Here is a 16,220-nt window from a genome sequence, read left to right on the forward strand (position 1 = left end):
GGCAGCCGAGCGCATCAGCCCAGTTCGACCAGCATGCGCTGGGCGCGGGTGCGCAGGGCGCCGCTCGATTCGGCCACGACCTCTTCGATCAGCGTGCGGGCACCGTCGGTATCGCCGATGGCGTTGAACTCTTCGGCCAGTGCCAGCTTGGTGGCCAGTGGGTCGTCCTGGGCGGCGGCCGATCCGTCGTCTTCCGAGATGGGCACGGCGGCCGTGGGGATTTCCACTTCGCGCGATGCGGGGGCGGCCATGGGCTTGGAGGGCGCCGTCAGGTCCAGCGACAGCTCGCCCAGATCGAAGTCCATCGGACCGGAATCCTGGGCATCGGCCAGCGGCATGGGGCCGGTGGGCGCCATGGTGAGTTCGTCGTTGGGCGCTGCACGGCCTGCGGGCGCCTGCGTGGGGGCCGGTGCGGGCGCATTCCAGGCGGCATCGCCCGTCAGGTCAGGCAGGTCGAAATCTTCACTGGACAGCACGGGCTCCGTGCGTTGCGGCGCGCGCGGAGCAGGCGCTGCCGCAGTGGCGGCTGCAGCCGCTGCGGCAAACCCACCGGGAGGCGCGGGTGGTGCATCGGTGAGTGCGTCGTCGGGCAGATCGAGGTCGAGGTCCAGGTCCAGATCGGGCGGCAGGGCGGCGGAGGCCACGGGAGCGCCCGAGAAGGTGCTCACGAACGCGCCGGGAACCGATGGGTTCTCGTCCTCCACCATGCCGGGGCGGCCGCCGGGCTGGTACAGCGGGTTCTCTGGCTCGATGCCACGGCCCAGGTCGACGATGCGCGCCCAGTCGGGGCCTTCGCCCTGCGTGAGCTTGAACACTTCGCCGGCCACCGACTCCAGGGCCTTGCGGTCCTGGCGCTTGGCATAGATCTCGGCCAGCTTCACGTGCACGGAGACGCGGGCCGGGTTGTGGCGGATGGCTTCCTTGAGGATTTCCTCGGCCTGCAGGTCGCGGCCATAGGCAAGGTACACGTCGGCTTCGGCCACGGGGTCCACGTCACCGCCGGCATCGAGCTGGCTGGGCGAGTAGGCCATGGACGAACCGGTGGTCATCTCGCTGTTGGCCGTGTCCACGCGCTGGCCGCCACTGGCGCCGAAGAACGAATCGGGCTGGATGCGGCTTTCAAGGAACGAGCTGTCCACGCCCGCATTGTTGCGCCGGCGCTGGATCACGCGGTAGGCGCCATAGCCCAGCAGCAAGGCCAGCAGGCCGCCACCGGCCAGGGGGATCAGCGGGTCGTCCAGCAGGCCGTCGAAGAAGCCGGGTTCTGCCACCGGTGTGGGTGGGGGCAGCACGATGGGCTTGGAGGCGGGGGCTGCGGGGGCGGCAGGAGCCGCGTCCGACGCAGGGGCTGCGCTGGCTTCGGCCGATGCACTGCTGGTGGGTTCGGAGGCCGCCATTGCCGGTGGGGCTTCGGGGGCGGCAGGCGTGGCGGGCACGCCGGGCACGGCCACCTGGGCCGTGCTGGCCGCAGGGACTGCCGCTGCAGGAGCGGCTGCCGGTGCTGCCGGCGTGGCGGGCGTCGAAGGTGCTGCGGCCGATGCGGCGCCCAGCTTGTTCAGGTCGCTGATGTTCTTGGACAGTTCGGCCATGCGGGCCGATGCGTCGCTGGCCTGCTTGTCCTTGGCCAACTGGTCTTCGGCGGCCTTCTGGCCCTTGACCGAGCCCTTGGACAGCGTGAGCTTGTCGGGCGCCGTGGTGGCGGGCTTGCTGTCTTCCACCCGGGTCTGCACCGAGCCCTTGGCCGAACGCTCGGCCGATGCGACTGTGGCGGAGGGGGCGGATTCGGCCAGCTTGCGGCGGAACGCGCCGAAGTCACGGCTTTGCGCGGCCAGGATCTGGCGGGCTTCGGGCGCAGGCGTGGCCTGGGCCGTGGCCTGGTCAGGGATCTGCAGCACGGCGCCGGCCTTGATGCGGTTGATGTTGCCGCCGATGAAGGCGTCCGGATTGGCGCGCTGCATGGCCACCAGCATCTGGTCGAGCGAGACACCGCCTTGGCGGTTGGCATTGGCAATGCGGCCAGCCGTGTCGCCGGCCTGCACGGTCACGCTGCCTTCGGCGGGCGTGGCGCGGGGGGCGGCCGGTGCACGGGGCGTGGCTGCGGGTGCCGATGCAGCACTCGACGAGCGTCCAGCCACGGCGGGCGGAACCTCGGGGCGTGAAGCGGGAGAGTTGATCTGCGGAGATGCCGTGACCGCTGGCGCCGGGCGGCGGATGGCGGGCGGGTCGAACAGCATGGTGTAGCTGCGCACCAGGCGGCCCGAGCCCCAGGACGCATCGAGCACCAGGTCGACGAAGGGGTCGTTCACCGGGCGGTCGCTGGACAGGCGCAGCACGGCCGAGCCATCGGCACGGCGTTGCAGTTGCACCTGCAGGTTGTTCATGGTGGGCGAGTACTCCATGCCCTGGGCGCGGAACACCTCTGGCGTGGCGGTGCTGGCCTTCAGGGTTTCCGCCTCCGCAGGGGTGATCTGCGGCAGGTCGATCTCGGCGCGCAGGGGCTCGCCCAGCGCGGATTGCACGGTGATGCGGCCCAGCGCGAGCGCGGACGCATCGGTGGCGTAGAGCCCGGCAGTGGCCACGGCCGCAGCCGCCAGCACAGAAAATTTCCAACGATGCATGTTTGCCATCAACTGATTGGGTTGTGCGGCTCGGTCGAGCGGTGCTGTTTTTCTCATGGTCTGGTCCCGCCCCGGCGCGTGAAAATATGTAAAAAGCACCATAGCATCAATGTTTTGCACTGACAAGCTGAGGTGGCGCGGAAGCTTTGCCCCTGGTGTCCATGCACCATATTGGGGCATTCAAATGTTGCCAATTGCCAACGTCACGTAACTGGGTGTGTCGGGCTGCTGGGCACAAAAAAGCGCGCGCAATCTGCATTGCGCGCGCTTTTGACAGGGCTTGCCGAGGCGTAGTTTACGCTGCCAGCAGGATGCGCAGCATGCGGCGCAGCGGTTCGGCAGCACCCCAGAGCAACTGGTCGCCGATGGTGAAGGCGCCTACGTATTCGGGGCCCATGGCCAGCTTGCGCACGCGGCCAACGGGGATGGTCATGGTGCCGGTGACGGCCACGGGCGTCAGGTCCTTGATGGTGGCCTCGCGCGTGTTGGGTACCACCTTCACCCACTCGTTGTCGGCGGCGATCATGGCCTCGATGTCGGCCACGGGCACGTCCTTCTTGAGCTTGAAGGTCAGGGCCTGGCTGTGGCAGCGCATGGCGCCCACGCGCACGCAGAAGCCGTCCACAGGGATGGCGGGGGCCGTGAAGCCTTCGCCCTGGCCCAGGATCTTGTTGGTCTCGGCCATGCCCTTCCACTCTTCCTTGGACATGCCGTTGCCCAGGTCCTTGTCGATCCAGGGGATCAGCGAGCCGCCCAGCGGCACGCCGAAGTTGGCCGTCTCGGCACCCGAGAGGGCGCGCTGCTTGGCGATGACCTTGCGGTCGATCTCCAGGATGGCGCTCTTGGGGTCGTCCAGCAGGGACTTCACCTCGGCGTTCAGCGTGCCGTACTGCGTGAGCAGTTCGCGCATGTGCTGGGCGCCGCCGCCGCTGGCGGCCTGGTAGGTCTGGGTGCTCATCCACTCGACGAGGCCGGCCTTGTACAGTGCGCCCACGCCCATCAGCATGCAGCTCACAGTGCAGTTGCCGCCGACCCAGTTCTTGCCGCCCTTGGCCAGTGCGTCCTTTATGACGGGCAGGTTCACGGGGTCGAGGATGATGACGGCGTCCTTTTCCATGCGCAGCGTGGAGGCGGCGTCGATCCAGTGGCCGTTCCAGCCCGCAGCGCGCAGCTTGGGGAAGACTTCGGAGGTGTACTCGCCGCCCTGGGCGGTGATGATGATGTCGCAGCGCTTGAGGGCGTCGATGTTGAACGCATCCTGCAGCGTGGTTTCGTTCTTTGCCACCGCAGGGGCCTTGCCGCCCGCGTTGGAGGTGGAGAAGAACAATGGTTCGATCAGGTCGAAGTCATTTTCTTCGGCCATGCGATCCATCAACACCGAGCCGACCATGCCGCGCCAGCCGACCAAACCTACCAACTTGCTCATTTCAACGCCCTTTCAGATTGAGAAACAGTGCCAGACCGGACTGCTCGCCTGGCTCGTCAGGCCAGGAGGGGCGCACGACGAACCAGGCTGAGTCAGCCCTTAATGGTCGTGGTTTTGGTGATGGTTGCGCGCGCAGCCACACCGGCCGTGGCGGCGGGTGCAATGTTCAGGGCGAACGTGTGGGCGGCAAACATAGGGTGAGAAGTATATCGCAAGCCCGGTGCTGCGCTCAAGGGGCCGGCGCGACGGCGTTGCACAACGAAAAAGGGCGACCCCAAGGCCGCCCCTTGCACCGTGCAGATGCCTGTTACTTCAGCGCCTGCACCACGGCGTCGCCCATCTGCGCGGTGCCGACCTTGGTCGTGCCCTCGCTCCAGATGTCGGGCGTGCGCAAGCCCTGGGCCAGCACCGCCTGCACGGCGGCTTCGATGCGCTGGGCGGCGGCTTCCTGGTTCAGCGAGAAGCGCAGCATCATGGCGGCCGAGAGGATGGTGGCCAGCGGGTTGGCCACGCCCTTGCCGGCGATGTCGGGGGCGCTGCCATGGCTGGGCTCGTACAGGCCCTGGTTGCTGCTGTTGAGCGAGGCCGAGGGCAGCATGCCGATGGAGCCGGTGAGCATGGAGGCCTCGTCCGAGAGGATGTCGCCGAACATGTTGCCCGTCACCACCACGTCGAACTTCTTCGGCGCGCGCACCAGCTGCATGGCGGCGTTGTCCACGTACATGTGGTCGAGTTCCACGTCGGGGTATTCCTTGCCGACTTCGGTGACGATGTCCTTCCAGAACTGGAAGGTCTCGAGCACGTTGGCCTTGTCCACGCTGGTCACTCGCTTGCTGCGCTTGCGTGCGGCCTGGAAGGCCACGTGCGCGATGCGTTCCACCTCGGGGCGGCTGTAGCGCATGGTGTCGAAGGCTTCCTCGGCACCGGGGAAGTGGCCGTCGGTGGCGATGCGGCGGCCACGCGGCTGGCCGAAATAGATGTCGCCCGTCAGCTCGCGGATGATGAGGATGTCGAGGCCCGAAATCAGTTCGGGCTTGAGGCTCGATGCGCCCACCAGTTGCTCGTAGCAGATGGCAGGGCGGAAGTTGGCGAACAGGCCCAGGTTCTTGCGCAGGCCCAGGATGGCCTGCTCGGGGCGCAGGGGGCGGTCAAGCTTGTCGTACTTCCAGTCGCCCACGGCGCCGAACAGGATGGCATCGGCGTCCTTGGCCAGCTTGAGCGTGGTGTCGGGCAGGGGGTGGCCATGCGCCTCGTAGGCGGCACCGCCCACCAGGGCCGATTCCATCTCGAACTGGAGGTCCAGCACTTCGAGGACCTTGACGGCCTCTGCGACGATTTCGGTGCCGATGCCGTCTCCCGGCAGAACTGCGATTTTCATGAAGTGCTTCTTCTTAAGTGAATGGCCGCGCGCCCTGGCTTGCACCGGGCTGCGACGGCCACTGGTCGATGAACTGGTGGTTTTTGGGTTCAGGAAACCATGGTGAGCGCGAGCCAGGGCTTCGTGGCCAGGCGCTGCGCTTCAAAGGCGCGGATCTTGTCGGACTGCAGCAAGGTCAGTCCGATGTCGTCAAAGCCGTTGAGCAGGCAGTATTTGCGAAATGCCTGCACCTCGAAGGGAATTTCTTCGCCCTGGGGGCGCACGACGACCTGGCGTTCCAGGTCGATGGTGAGCTGGTAGCCGGGGAAGGCCAGCACCTCGTCGAACAGCTGGGCCACCGTGGCTTCGGGCAGCACGATGGGCAAAAGGCCGTTCTTGAAGCAGTTGTTGAAGAAGATGTCGGCAAAGCTCGGCGCGATCACGGCGCGAAAACCGAACTGGTCCAGCGCCCAGGGCGCGTGCTCGCGGCTCGATCCGCAGCCGAAGTTCTTGCGTGCCAGCAGCACCGAGGCGCCCTGGTAGCGCGGCTGGTTGAGCACGAAGTCGGGGTTGGGCTTGCGGCTGGCGGGGTCCTGGCCGGGCTCGCCGTGGTCCAGGTAGCGCCATTCGTCGAACAGGTTCACGCCGAAGCCGGTCTTCTTGATCGACTTGAGGAACTGCTTGGGGATGATGGCGTCGGTGTCGACGTTCTCGCGGTCCATGGGGGCCACGAGGCCCTTGAGCAAGGTGAATTTCTGCATGGTGGTGTGCCTGATTACTTGTTGGCAGCGCGCTCAAGGGCGCCGCCTGCCCGCTGGACGTCCTGGCCCACGCCCTTGACGGTGTTGCAGCCGGCCAGCAGGAAAGCCAGCGAAAAGGCGATGAATGCGGCGGTCTTCTTCATGACGGGGCTCCTAGGGGCGGTGGAAAGGCCAACGGGGGTTGGATCAATGGGGTGATGAAGGGTTCAGGCGAACTGGCGGATGTCCACGAAGTGGCCGTGCACGGCAGCGGCTGCGGCCATGGCGGGGCTCACCAGGTGGGTGCGGCCGCCGGCGCCCTGGCGGCCTTCGAAGTTGCGGTTGCTGGTGCTGGCGCAGCGCTCGCCGGGCTCCAGGCGGTCGGCGTTCATGGCCAGGCACATGGAGCAGCCGGGCTCGCGCCATTCGAAGCCCGCAGCCTTGAAGATCTCGTGCAGGCCTTCGCGCTCGGCCTGCTCCTTGACCAGGCCCGAGCCGGGTACCACCATGGCCAGCTTAACGTTGCTGGCCACCTTGCGGCCGAGCTTCTTGACCACGGCAGCGGCTTCGCGCATGTCTTCGATGCGGCTGTTGGTGCACGAGCCGATGAACACCTTGTCGATGGTGATGTCGTTGATCGGCTTGCCGGGGGTCAGGCCCATGTAGGTCAGCGCGCGCTCGATGGCGCCGCGCTTGTTGGCGTCCTTTTCCTTGTCGGGATCGGGCACGCGGGCGTCGATGCCCAGCACCATCTCGGGCGAGGTGCCCCAGGTGACCTGCGGCAGGATGTCGGCTGCGTCGAGCTTGACCACGGCATCGAAGTGCGCGTCGGGGTCCGATTGCAGGGTCTTCCAGTAGGCCACGGCCTGGTCCCACTCCACGCCCGTGGGCGACAGGGGGCGGCCGCGCACGTATTCGATGGTCTTGTCGTCCACGGCCACCAGGCCGGCGCGTGCGCCGCCTTCGATGGCCATGTTGCACACGGTCATGCGGCCTTCGATGGACAGGCCGCGGATGGCCGAGCCTGCGAACTCGATGGTGTAGCCCGTGCCGCCGGCCGTGCCGATCTTGCCGATGATGGCCAGCACGATGTCCTTGGCGGTGATGCCCTTGGCGAGCTGGCCGTCCACCTGCACCAGCATGTTCTTGGCCTTCTTGGCCAGCAGCGTCTGGGTGGCCATGACGTGCTCGACCTCGGAGGTGCCGATGCCGTGGGCCAGCGCGCCAAAGGCGCCGTGCGTGCTGGTGTGGCTGTCGCCGCAGACCACGGTCATGCCCGGCAGGGTCGCGCCGTTCTCAGGCCCGATCACGTGCACGATGCCCTGGCGCTTGTGCATGAACGGGAAGAACGCCGCCGGCTGGATCTGCGCCATGTTGTCGTTCAGCGTGGTGATCTGTTCCTTGCTGATCGGGTCGGTGATGCCGTCGTAGCCACTCTCCCAGCCTGTGGTGGGGGTGTTGTGGTCGGCGGTGGCGACGATGGAACTCATGCGCCACACCTTGCGGCCCGCCTCGCGCAGGCCTTCGAAGGCCTGGGGGCTGGTGACTTCGTGTACCAGGTGGCGGTCGATGTAGAGAATGGAGGTGCCGTCCTCTTCGGTGTGGACAACGTGCTCGTCCCAGATCTTGTCGTACAGGGTGCGTCCCATGGTGTGTCTCTTTCAGGTGGGTAATGTGATTTTAGTGGGGCGTGGCCGCAGGCAAAAGCGTGCCAGGGGCGGGATGTTCGTGGGCGCTCACTACGTCGGGCTGCAGCGGTGCCAGGTGCTCCACCAGCAGCCGCGCGGTCACCGGCAGGGCGTCGAAATCGCGGGCCACCACGCGCAGCTCGCGGTGGGCCCAGGCCTCGGCCAGCGGGATGGCGCGCAGATGGCCCACGCCGCGCATCAGCTCGAAGGCGCGGTCGGGCAGCAGGCCTACGCCCAGGCCGTTGTCGATCATGCGGCACATGGCGTCCAGGCCGGTGACCTGGATGCGTTGGCGCAGAGGGCGCCCGGTGGCTGCGGCCGCAGCGCGCATGGCCAGGCTGATGCTGCTGTTGGCGTGCAGGCCCACGATGTCCCAGTCCAGCACCTCTTCGAAGCCGATGGTGGCGTGCTGTGCCAATGCATGTGCCTCGGGCACGACCAATACCAGGTGGTCGGCGCGGTAGGGGCGGCTTTGCAGCCCGGTGCCGCCGGTGCCCGTGGCCATGCCGACGTTGCAGATGCCCAGGTCGGCCGCACCCTCGTGCACGGCGTTGAGCACGTCGCTGCTCAGGTGCTCCTGCAGGTCGATCTTGATCTGGCTGTGCGCACGCGCGAAAGCCCCCAGGTCCTCGGGCAGGAACTGGAAGATGGCCGAAATGTTGGCGTGCATGCGCACATGGCCGCGCACCCCATCGGCGTATTCGCTGAGCTCGCCCTGCATGCGCTCCAGGCCGAAGAGCACCGTGCGTGCGTGGTGCAGCAGGCTCTCGCCGGCAGGGGTCAGCGTCACGCCCCGGCTGTGGCGGTAGAGCAGGGCCGTGTCCACGGCGGTTTCCAGGTCCGACAGGCGCTTGCTGACGGCCGAGGCCGCGATGAATTCGCGCTCCGCCGCGCGGCCGATGCTGCCGAGCTCGCACACCGCCACAAACAGCTGCAGCGAAGTGAGGTCAATGCGGCGCGCAAAACTGCGCTCGGAGCTTTTCATCGGGGGTGGGTGTCTTTTGCTTCTCGTTTCGAGAAGGTGCTTTTGTATTTTCCTATAAATGGCGCCCCTGGGCCATCGTGAACCGCGATGTCGTCCATCGCGGGTGTGGTCTTCTCGGGGCGCGTGGGGTGGGCAAGAAAAAACCGCACAGGCCGGTGGCGCTGTGCGGTTGCAGGGGGCTCTTGCTTGGGGCGGTCAGCTGAAGAAGTTCTTCAGCCGGTCCGTCCAGCTCTCGCCGCTGGGCGAGTGGCGGGCGCCACCCTTCTTGAGCGAGTCTTCCAGCTCGCGCAGCAGCTTGCGCTGGTGCTCGGTCAGCTTGACCGGGGTCTCGACCGCGATGTGGCAGTACAGATCGCCCGGGTAGCTGGCTCGCACGCCCTTGATGCCCTTGCCGCGCAGGCGGAACTGCTTGCCCGCCTGGGTGCCTTCGGGGATGTCGATGGCCGCCTTGCCGGCCAGCGTCGGCACCTCGATCTCGCCGCCCAGTGCCGCCGTGATGAAGCTCACGGGCACCTGGCAGTGCAGGTCGTCGCCATCGCGCTCGAAGATGTCATGCTTCTTCAGGCGGATCTCGATGTACAGGTCGCCCGGCGGACCACCGTTGGTGCCGGGCTCGCCGTTGCCGGTGCTGCGGATGCGCATGCCGTCGTCGATGCCCGAAGGAATCTTCACTTCCAGCGTCTTTTGCTTCTTGAGCTTGCCCTGGCCGTGGCAGGTGGTGCAGGGCTCGGGAATGATCTTGCCCGTGCCGCGGCAGTGCGGGCAGGTCTGCTGCACGCTGAAGAAGCCCTGGCGCATCTGCACCGTGCCGCTGCCCGTGCAGGTGGCGCAGGTCTTGGCGCTGGTGCCGGGCTTGGCGCCGCTGCCGTGGCAGGTGTCGCAGGCCTCCCAGGAGGGGATGCGGATCTGCGCATCCTTGCCGCGCGCGGCCTCCTCCAGGGTGATCTCCATGGCGTAGCTCAGGTCGCTGCCGCGGTACACCTGGCGGCCTCCGCCGGCGCCGCGCCCGCGCCCGCCCTGCTGGCCGAACATGTCGCCGAAGATGTCGCCGAACGCCTCGGCAAAGCCGCCAAAGCCCTCGGCGCCTGGCCCACCCGGCCCGCGCATGTTGGGGTCCACCCCGGCGTGGCCGTACTGGTCGTAGGCGGCCCGCTTTTGCGGGTCGGAGAGCATCTCGTAGGCCTCTTTGGCCTCCTTGAACTTCTCTTCCGCAGGCTTGGACGCATCACCCTGGTTGCGGTCAGGGTGGTGCTTCATCGCCAGCTTGCGATAGGCCTTCTTGATTTCTTCGTCCGAGGCGTTCTTGGGAACGCCCAGGATTTCGTAAAAGTCTCGTTTGGACATGGTCTTTCTGGGCCCGGTTGGAACAGGAACGCCGCGCAAGCCCCCTGGTCAGGAAACTCGCGCGGCGGATCGGGTCAAACGGGGCGTGTTCAGCCCTTCTTGACTTCCTTCACCTCGGCATCGACCACGTTGTCGTCGTCGGGCTTGCTGTTGGAGGCGGATGTCTGCTGGCCGCCCGATGCGTCGCCCGCACCGGCACCGGCCGCCGCCTGCGCGGCTTGCGCGTCGGCGTACATCTTCTCGCCCAGCTTCTGGCTGGCGGCCATCAGCGCGGTGGTCTTTTCCTCGATGGCGGCCTTGTCTTCGCCCTTGAGCACGTCTTCCAGGGCCTTCGCGGCCGAGGTGATCGCTTCCTTCTCGGCGGCGTCGAGCTTGTCGCCATGCTCGGCCAGGCTCTTGTTCACGCTGTGCACGGCGGCTTCGCCCTGGTTGCGCGCCTGGATCAGCTCCAGCTTCTTCTTGTCGTCGGCCGCGTTGAGCTCGGCGTCCTTCACCATCTTCTGGATTTCTTCTTCCGACAGGCCGGAGCTGGCCTTGATGGTGATCTTGTTTTCCTTGCCCGTGCCCTTGTCCTTGGCGCCCACATGGAGGATGCCGTTGGCGTCGATGTCGAACGACACCTCGATCTGCGGCGTGCCACGGGCTGCGGGTGGAATGCCTTCGAGGTTGAACTCGCCCAGGGCCTTGTTGCCCGAGGCCATTTCGCGCTCGCCCTGGAACACCTTGATCGTCACGGCCGGCTGGTTGTCGTCGGCGGTCGAGAAGGTCTGTGCGAACTTCGTCGGGATCGTGGTGTTCTTGGTGATCATCTTGGTCATGACGCCGCCCAGGGTTTCGATACCCAGGGACAGGGGGGTCACGTCCAGCAGCAGCACGTCCTTGCGGTCACCCGAGAGCACTTGGCCCTGGATGGCGGCGCCCACGGCCACGGCTTCGTCGGGGTTCACGTCCTTGCGCGGTTCCTTGCCGAAGAATTCCTTGACCTTCTCCTGCACCTTGGGCATACGGGTCATGCCGCCGACCAGGATCACGTCGTGGATGTCGGAGACCGACACGCCAGCGTCCTTGATGGCCGTGCGGCAAGGCGCAATGGTGCGCTCGATCAGCTCTTCCACCAGTGCTTCCAGCTTGGCGCGGGTCAGCTTGATGTTCAGGTGCTTGGGGCCGGAGGCATCTGCCGTGATGTAGGGCAGGTTGATGTCGGTCGCAGCCGAGTTGGACAGCTCGATCTTCGATTTTTCGGCGGCTTCCTTCAGGCGCTGCAGGGCCAGCACGTCCTTGGACAGGTCCACGCCCTGTTCCTTCTTGAACTCGCTGATGATGTAGTCGATGATGCGCTGGTCGAAGTCTTCGCCGCCCAGGAAGGTGTCGCCGTTGGTCGACAGCACTTCGAACTGCTTTTCGCCGTCCACGTCGGCGATTTCGATGATGGACACGTCGAACGTGCCGCCACCCAGGTCATACACGGCGATCTTGCGGTCGCCCTTTTCCTGCTTGTCCAGGCCGAAGGCCAGGGCTGCAGCGGTGGGCTCGTTGATGATGCGCTTGACGTCCAGGCCCGCGATGCGGCCGGCATCCTTGGTGGCCTGGCGCTGGGCGTCGTTGAAGTACGCAGGCACGGTGATGACGGCTTCCGTCACGGGCTCGCCCAGGTAGTCCTCGGCCGTTTTCTTCATCTTGCGCAGGATGTCGGCAGACACCTGCTGGGCCGACAGCTTGTTGCCGCGCACTTCGATCCAGGCGTCGCCGTTGTCGGCGGGCACGATCTTGTAGGGCATCAGGTCGATGTCCTTTTGCACTTCCTTCTCGGTGAACTTGCGGCCGATCAGGCGCTTCACGGCGTACAGCGTGTTGCGCGGGTTGGTCACGGCCTGGCGCTTGGCCGAGGCGCCGACGAGGATCTCGCCGTCTTCCTGGTAGGCCACGATGGAAGGCGTGGTGCGGGCGCCTTCGCTGTTTTCGATCACGCGGGTCGTGTTGCCCTCCATGATGGAAACGCAGCTGTTGGTGGTGCCCAGGTCAATACCGATGATTCTTCCCATGATGTTCTTCTCCGCGATGTTTGAGTGATTTGGATAACTGGTAACTTGTGGATAACTTGGCCGGCTTCAAGCCGTTATCCAGCAAATTTATTTATTTCGGGGCGGTGACGGTCACCAGCGCCGGGCGCAGCACGCGGTCGGCGATCTTGTAGCCCTTTTGCAGCACGGCCACCACGGTGTTGGGCTCCTGCTCGGCAGGCGCCACGCTGATGGCCTGGTGCTGGTGGGGGTCGAACTTCTCGCCGGCAGGCGGGTTGATGGCCAGCACCTTGTTGCGCTCCAGCGCCGAGGTCAGCTGGCGCAGGGTGGCGTCGGCGCCTTCGCGCAGCTGTTGGGGCGTGGCTTCCTTGATGCCCAGGGCGGCATCCAGGCTGTCGGCCACGGGCAACAGGCTCTCGGCAAAGCTCTCGATGCCGAACTTGCGGGCCTTGGTGACTTCGTCTTCGGCGCGGCGGCGGGCGTTTTCGGCCTCGGCCTTGGCGCGCAGGAACTGGTCGGCCAGCTCGGCGCTCTTGGCCTTGAGCTCGGCCAGCTCGCCTTGCAGGCGCGCCAGCTCGTCAGAGGCATTGGCGGCCATGGCGGCTTCAATTTCTTCGGGGGAGGCGTCTTGGGAGGTGGTTGGCTGGCTGTTGTCGGACATGTCTTGGTCTTCGTAAATAAAACAGTACGCGCACAAGGTTGGGCGTGTGTGTGGTATTTCAAGTTCGCGCGCAATGCTGGGGGCATCTGCGGCGACCTGGGCGAGGGGATTGGCCGGGCGGCAAGCCTCTTGGAGCAGGGGTGAGTGTACAAGGTCGAAGATGCGGGCTATAATCTACGGCTTTGCCTTGCCACACCGCTTCTAGACGCAGCGGGTGGTCTTACCCAGAAGGAGTATGCATGCGTCATTACGAAATCATTTTGTTGATCCATCCGGATCAAAGCGAACAAGTTCCAGCCATGCTGGAGCGTTACAAGGGCATGATCACCGCTGGCGGTGGCAAGGTGCACCGCGTGGAAGACTGGGGCCGCCGTCAACTGGCGTACCTGATCAACAAGCTGGCCAAGGCCCACTACCTGTGCGTGAACATCGAAGCCGACCAGGCTGTGATGGCTGAACTGGAGCATGCCTTCAAGTTCAACGACGCCGTACTGCGCCACCTGACGGTTCAGAAGAAGAAGGCCGACACTGGCCCATCTTCGATGATGAAGACCGTCGAGCGCGAAGAAGCCCGCAAGGCCAGCCAGGCGGAATACGCCGCTGCCGGCGAGCGCTGATCGTCCACAGCCCTCTCGGGAGTGGAGAACCGCGTCGTCTTGACCGCCTGTATCGCCGAGGCTGAGGCCCTGCGCTACACCCCCGCCGGTTTGCCTGCTGTTGCCCTGCGGCTCGAACACGAGTCCAGGCAAAACGAGGCAGGCGAGCCGCGGGACGTCAAGGCAGCCATGAAGGCCGTCGCATTCGGTGCGATGGCCGAGCGGCTGGCGAGGCAGCAGATTGGAAGTCGATGGACTTTCAGCGGCTTTCTCGCCACGCCGCGCAATGGCAGGAACGCTGTGCTCCACATCCAGGATATTCAACAAAATTAATTTTCCAAGGGGTCCGCAATGGCCACGTTCAAGAAGTTCAACAAAGACAAGCGCCCAAAGCGCAACACCCAGTCCCTGCTGTTCAAGCGCAAGCGCTTTTGCCGCTTCACGGTGACCGGTGTTGAAGAAATCGACTACAAGGATGTCGACACGCTGCGCGATTTCATCGCCGAAAACGGCAAGATCATCCCCGCGCGCCTGACCGGCACGCGCGCCATCTTCCAGCGCCAGCTGAATACCGCCATCAAGCGCGCCCGCTTCCTGGCCCTGGTGCCTTACAGCGACCAGCACAAGATCTAAGGAGCACAACCCATGCAAATCATTCTGCTCGACAAGGTTGTGAACCTCGGCAACCTGGGCGAAATCGTCAAGGTCAAGGACGGCTACGCACGCAACTTCCTGATCCCTTCGGGCCGCGCACGCCGCGCCACCGAATCGGCCAAGGCTGATTTCGAAGCCAAGCGCGTGGAACTGGAAAAGGCTGCTGCCGCCAAGCTGGCGCAAGCCCAGGCCGAAGGCGAAAAGCTGGCCGGTACCACCGTCGAGCTGACGCAAAAGGCCGGTGTGGACGGCCGCCTGTTCGGTTCCGTGACCAACCAAGACATCGCCGAAGAGCTGAACAAGCAAGGCTACAAGGTTGCCAAGGCGCAAGTTCGCCTGCCCAACGGCCCGATCAAGGTCGTCAGCGAAACCACGGTCAGCGTGGCTCTGCACACCGACGTGGTTGTGGAAGTCACCGTGTCGGTCTACGGCGAAACCGCCTGATCGCCAGCACGTAGTAACCTGCGTGACTTGCCGCGAAAGCCGCCCTCGGGCGGCTTTTGTCTTTTCGACCCCGCCATTTGTACAGGATTGCCCACCGGTAATCCACAGATTGCCCCAAGGTTTATCCCCGGTTGCCGCACTTGGCGGGTGGCCGCAATGCATCCATTCAGGCCCCTGCCCGGAGAAACCCCATGTCCGCTGTCTTCCCCCCGCTCGATGAACAGGGTTTCGTGCCGCCTTCCGGTTCCGGTCAGGACCAGGACCAGGAGATTGCCAAGCTGCGCACGCCCCCGCACTCCATCGAGGCTGAGTCCAGCGTGCTCGGCGGCCTGCTGCTGGACAACAACGCCTGGGACCGGGTGGGCGATCTGCTGGTGGAGAGCCACTTCTACCGGCACGAGCACCAGATGATCTACTCGGCCATCGGTGCGCTGATCAATGGCAGCAAGCCGGCCGACGTGATCACCGTGTTCGAGCACCTGAAGAACCTGGGCAATGCCCAGGAAGCAGGCGGCCTGACCTACCTGAACAACCTGGCGCAGTACGTTCCGAGCGCGAGCAACATCCGCCGCTACGCGGAGATCGTGCGCGAGCGCGCCATTCTGCGCAAGCTGGTCACGGCCAGCGACGAAATCTCCACCAATGCCTTCAACCCACAGGGCAAGACGGTGGAGCGCATCCTGGACGAGGCCGAGGCCAAGATCTTCGCCATCGGCGAAGAGGGTTCGCGCACCAAGCAGGGCTTTCAGTCGCTCGACAAGCTGGTGATCGACCTGCTCGACAAGGTGCAGGAAATGGCCGACAACCCGGTGGACGTGACCGGCGTGCCCACCGGCTTTGCCGACCTGGACCGCATGACCTCGGGCCTGCAGGCGGGCGACATGGTGGTGCTGGCGGCGCGCCCCTCCATGGGCAAGACCTCGTTTGCCGTGAACATCGCCGAGCACGTGGCGCTCAACGAGGGCCTGCCGGTCGCCATCTTCTCGATGGAAATGGGTGCCGCCCAGCTGGCGGTGCGTATCGTCGGCTCCATCGGCCGGGTCAACCAGGGCAACTTGCGCACCGGCAAGCTCACCGACGAGGAATGGCCGCGCCTGACCGAGGCCATCGAGCGGCTGCGCACGGTGTCGCTGCACATTGACGAAACCCCGGGTCTGACCCCCGGCGAGCTGCGTGCCAACGCGCGCCGGCTGGCGCGCCAGTGCGGCAAGCTGGGCTTGATCGTGGTCGACTACCTGCAACTGATGAGCGGCTCCGGATCATCGAGCTCGGACAACCGCGCGACCGAACTGGGTGAAATCTCCCGGGGCCTGAAGATGCTGGCCAAGGAGCTGCAGTGCCCTGTGATCGCGCTGTCGCAGCTCAACCGCTCGGTCGAGCAACGCACCGACAAGCGCCCCATGATGTCCGACCTGCGTGAATCGGGCGCCATCGAGCAGGATGCGGACATCATCATGTTCATCTACCGCGACGACTACTACAACAAGGACAGCAAGGAGCCCAACGTGGCCGAGGTCATCATCGGCAAGCAGCGTAACGGCCCCACCGGCACCGTAAAGCTGTTCTTCCAGAAGAACCAGACCCGCTTCGAGAACCTTGCCATGGGCAGCGGTGGCGATGACTATTGATTCCCCCTGAGTCGCTTCGCGCCTTCCCCCTGGGGGGGGGGGCATCTCAAGCGCCATC

At 65.5% G+C, this 16,220-nt stretch carries 15 protein-coding genes; 5 read left to right on the forward strand and 10 right to left on the reverse strand.

Annotation, left to right across the window (positions count from 1 at the left end; genetic code table 11):
• Positions 1–14: 14 nt before the first annotated feature.
• The 10 genes from QYL93_RS03145 to grpE form a co-directional block, all read right to left on the reverse strand.
• The gene (locus QYL93_RS03145; RefSeq protein ID WP_305742275.1) at positions 15–2,627 is read right to left on the reverse strand and encodes a FimV/HubP family polar landmark protein; all 2,613 of its coding nucleotides are present in this window, start codon (positions 2,625–2,627) and stop codon (positions 15–17) included.
• Between the two features lie 286 nt (positions 2,628–2,913).
• Complete coding sequence (gene asd, locus QYL93_RS03150) at positions 2,914–4,044, reverse strand: aspartate-semialdehyde dehydrogenase (protein WP_305742276.1); 1,131 nt, start codon at positions 4,042–4,044, stop codon at positions 2,914–2,916.
• Positions 4,045–4,351: 307 nt separating this feature from the next.
• On the reverse strand, positions 4,352–5,422 hold the full coding sequence (leuB, locus tag QYL93_RS03155) for a 3-isopropylmalate dehydrogenase (RefSeq protein ID WP_305742277.1): 1,071 nt from the start codon (positions 5,420–5,422) through the stop codon (positions 4,352–4,354).
• 89 nt (positions 5,423–5,511) lie between these two features.
• Complete coding sequence (gene leuD, locus QYL93_RS03160) at positions 5,512–6,162, reverse strand: 3-isopropylmalate dehydratase small subunit (RefSeq protein WP_305742278.1); 651 nt, start codon at positions 6,160–6,162, stop codon at positions 5,512–5,514.
• 14 nt (positions 6,163–6,176) lie between these two features.
• On the reverse strand, positions 6,177–6,305 hold the full coding sequence (locus tag QYL93_RS03165; protein ID WP_057202136.1) for an entericidin A/B family lipoprotein: 129 nt from the start codon (positions 6,303–6,305) through the stop codon (positions 6,177–6,179).
• Between the two features lie 63 nt (positions 6,306–6,368).
• Positions 6,369–7,790, reverse strand: coding sequence for a 3-isopropylmalate dehydratase large subunit (gene leuC, locus QYL93_RS03170; RefSeq protein WP_305742279.1), 1,422 nt, complete (start codon positions 7,788–7,790; stop codon positions 6,369–6,371).
• A gap of 31 nt (positions 7,791–7,821) precedes the next feature.
• A complete protein-coding gene (locus QYL93_RS03175) occupies positions 7,822–8,814 on the reverse strand; it encodes a LysR family transcriptional regulator (protein ID WP_305742280.1) in 993 nt (330 codons plus the stop codon).
• Positions 8,815–9,009: 195 nt separating this feature from the next.
• Positions 9,010–10,158, reverse strand: coding sequence for a molecular chaperone DnaJ (dnaJ, locus tag QYL93_RS03180; protein WP_057202139.1), 1,149 nt, complete (start codon positions 10,156–10,158; stop codon positions 9,010–9,012).
• Between the two features lie 89 nt (positions 10,159–10,247).
• Positions 10,248–12,200: a molecular chaperone DnaK gene (dnaK, locus tag QYL93_RS03185; protein ID WP_305742281.1), complete on the reverse strand. Its 1,953-nt coding sequence runs from the start codon at positions 12,198–12,200 to the stop codon at positions 10,248–10,250.
• 91 nt (positions 12,201–12,291) lie between these two features.
• Positions 12,292–12,840, reverse strand: a complete 549-nt coding sequence (grpE, locus tag QYL93_RS03190) for a nucleotide exchange factor GrpE (RefSeq protein WP_057202141.1) — start codon at positions 12,838–12,840, stop codon at positions 12,292–12,294.
• A gap of 239 nt (positions 12,841–13,079) precedes the next feature.
• On the opposite strand from grpE, the gene rpsF reads away from it, so the two are divergent.
• From rpsF to dnaB, 5 genes are all read left to right on the forward strand, one after another.
• On the forward strand, positions 13,080–13,457 hold the full coding sequence (gene rpsF / locus QYL93_RS03195; RefSeq protein WP_057202142.1) for a 30S ribosomal protein S6: 378 nt from the start codon (positions 13,080–13,082) through the stop codon (positions 13,455–13,457).
• A gap of 21 nt (positions 13,458–13,478) precedes the next feature.
• Positions 13,479–13,769, forward strand: coding sequence for a primosomal replication protein N (gene priB, locus QYL93_RS03200; protein ID WP_057202143.1), 291 nt, complete (start codon positions 13,479–13,481; stop codon positions 13,767–13,769).
• An 18-nt stretch (positions 13,770–13,787) separates the two neighbouring features.
• Positions 13,788–14,069, forward strand: a complete 282-nt coding sequence (rpsR, locus tag QYL93_RS03205; protein WP_005795932.1) for a 30S ribosomal protein S18 — start codon at positions 13,788–13,790, stop codon at positions 14,067–14,069.
• Positions 14,070–14,081: 12 nt separating this feature from the next.
• Entirely contained in the window at positions 14,082–14,534 is a 453-nt protein-coding gene (rplI, locus tag QYL93_RS03210) for a 50S ribosomal protein L9 (RefSeq protein WP_305742282.1), read from the forward strand.
• 191 nt (positions 14,535–14,725) lie between these two features.
• A complete protein-coding gene (dnaB, locus tag QYL93_RS03215; protein ID WP_305742283.1) occupies positions 14,726–16,162 on the forward strand; it encodes a replicative DNA helicase in 1,437 nt (478 codons plus the stop codon).
• Positions 16,163–16,220: the final 58 nt, after the last annotated feature.

Origin of the sequence: Acidovorax sp. A1169, from assembly GCF_030704685.1 — a bacterium.
Taxonomy (GTDB): domain Bacteria; phylum Pseudomonadota; class Gammaproteobacteria; order Burkholderiales; family Burkholderiaceae_C; genus Acidovorax.

Excerpts from the sequence above, each read along its gene's own strand:
- dnaK (WP_305742281.1), bottom strand. The coding sequence starts at position 12,200 with ATGGGAAGAATCATCGGTATTGACCTGGGCACCACCAACAGCTGCGTT.
- grpE (WP_057202141.1), bottom strand. The coding sequence starts at position 12,840 with ATGTCCGACAACAGCCAGCCAACCACCTCCCAAGACGCCTCCCCCGAA.
- rpsR (WP_005795932.1), top strand. The coding sequence starts at position 13,788 with ATGGCCACGTTCAAGAAGTTCAACAAAGACAAGCGCCCAAAGCGCAAC.
- leuD (WP_305742278.1), bottom strand. The coding sequence starts at position 6,162 with ATGCAGAAATTCACCTTGCTCAAGGGCCTCGTGGCCCCCATGGACCGC.
- asd (WP_305742276.1), bottom strand. The coding sequence starts at position 4,044 with ATGAGCAAGTTGGTAGGTTTGGTCGGCTGGCGCGGCATGGTCGGCTCG.
- leuB (WP_305742277.1), bottom strand. The coding sequence starts at position 5,422 with ATGAAAATCGCAGTTCTGCCGGGAGACGGCATCGGCACCGAAATCGTC.
- QYL93_RS03175 (WP_305742280.1), bottom strand. The coding sequence starts at position 8,814 with ATGAAAAGCTCCGAGCGCAGTTTTGCGCGCCGCATTGACCTCACTTCG.
- dnaB (WP_305742283.1), top strand. The coding sequence starts at position 14,726 with ATGTCCGCTGTCTTCCCCCCGCTCGATGAACAGGGTTTCGTGCCGCCT.
- rplI (WP_305742282.1), top strand. The coding sequence starts at position 14,082 with ATGCAAATCATTCTGCTCGACAAGGTTGTGAACCTCGGCAACCTGGGC.
- leuC (WP_305742279.1), bottom strand. The coding sequence starts at position 7,790 with ATGGGACGCACCCTGTACGACAAGATCTGGGACGAGCACGTTGTCCAC.
- rpsF (WP_057202142.1), top strand. The coding sequence starts at position 13,080 with ATGCGTCATTACGAAATCATTTTGTTGATCCATCCGGATCAAAGCGAA.
- QYL93_RS03165 (WP_057202136.1), bottom strand. The coding sequence starts at position 6,305 with ATGAAGAAGACCGCCGCATTCATCGCCTTTTCGCTGGCTTTCCTGCTG.
- dnaJ (WP_057202139.1), bottom strand. The coding sequence starts at position 10,158 with ATGTCCAAACGAGACTTTTACGAAATCCTGGGCGTTCCCAAGAACGCC.
- QYL93_RS03145 (WP_305742275.1), bottom strand. The coding sequence starts at position 2,627 with ATGGCAAACATGCATCGTTGGAAATTTTCTGTGCTGGCGGCTGCGGCC.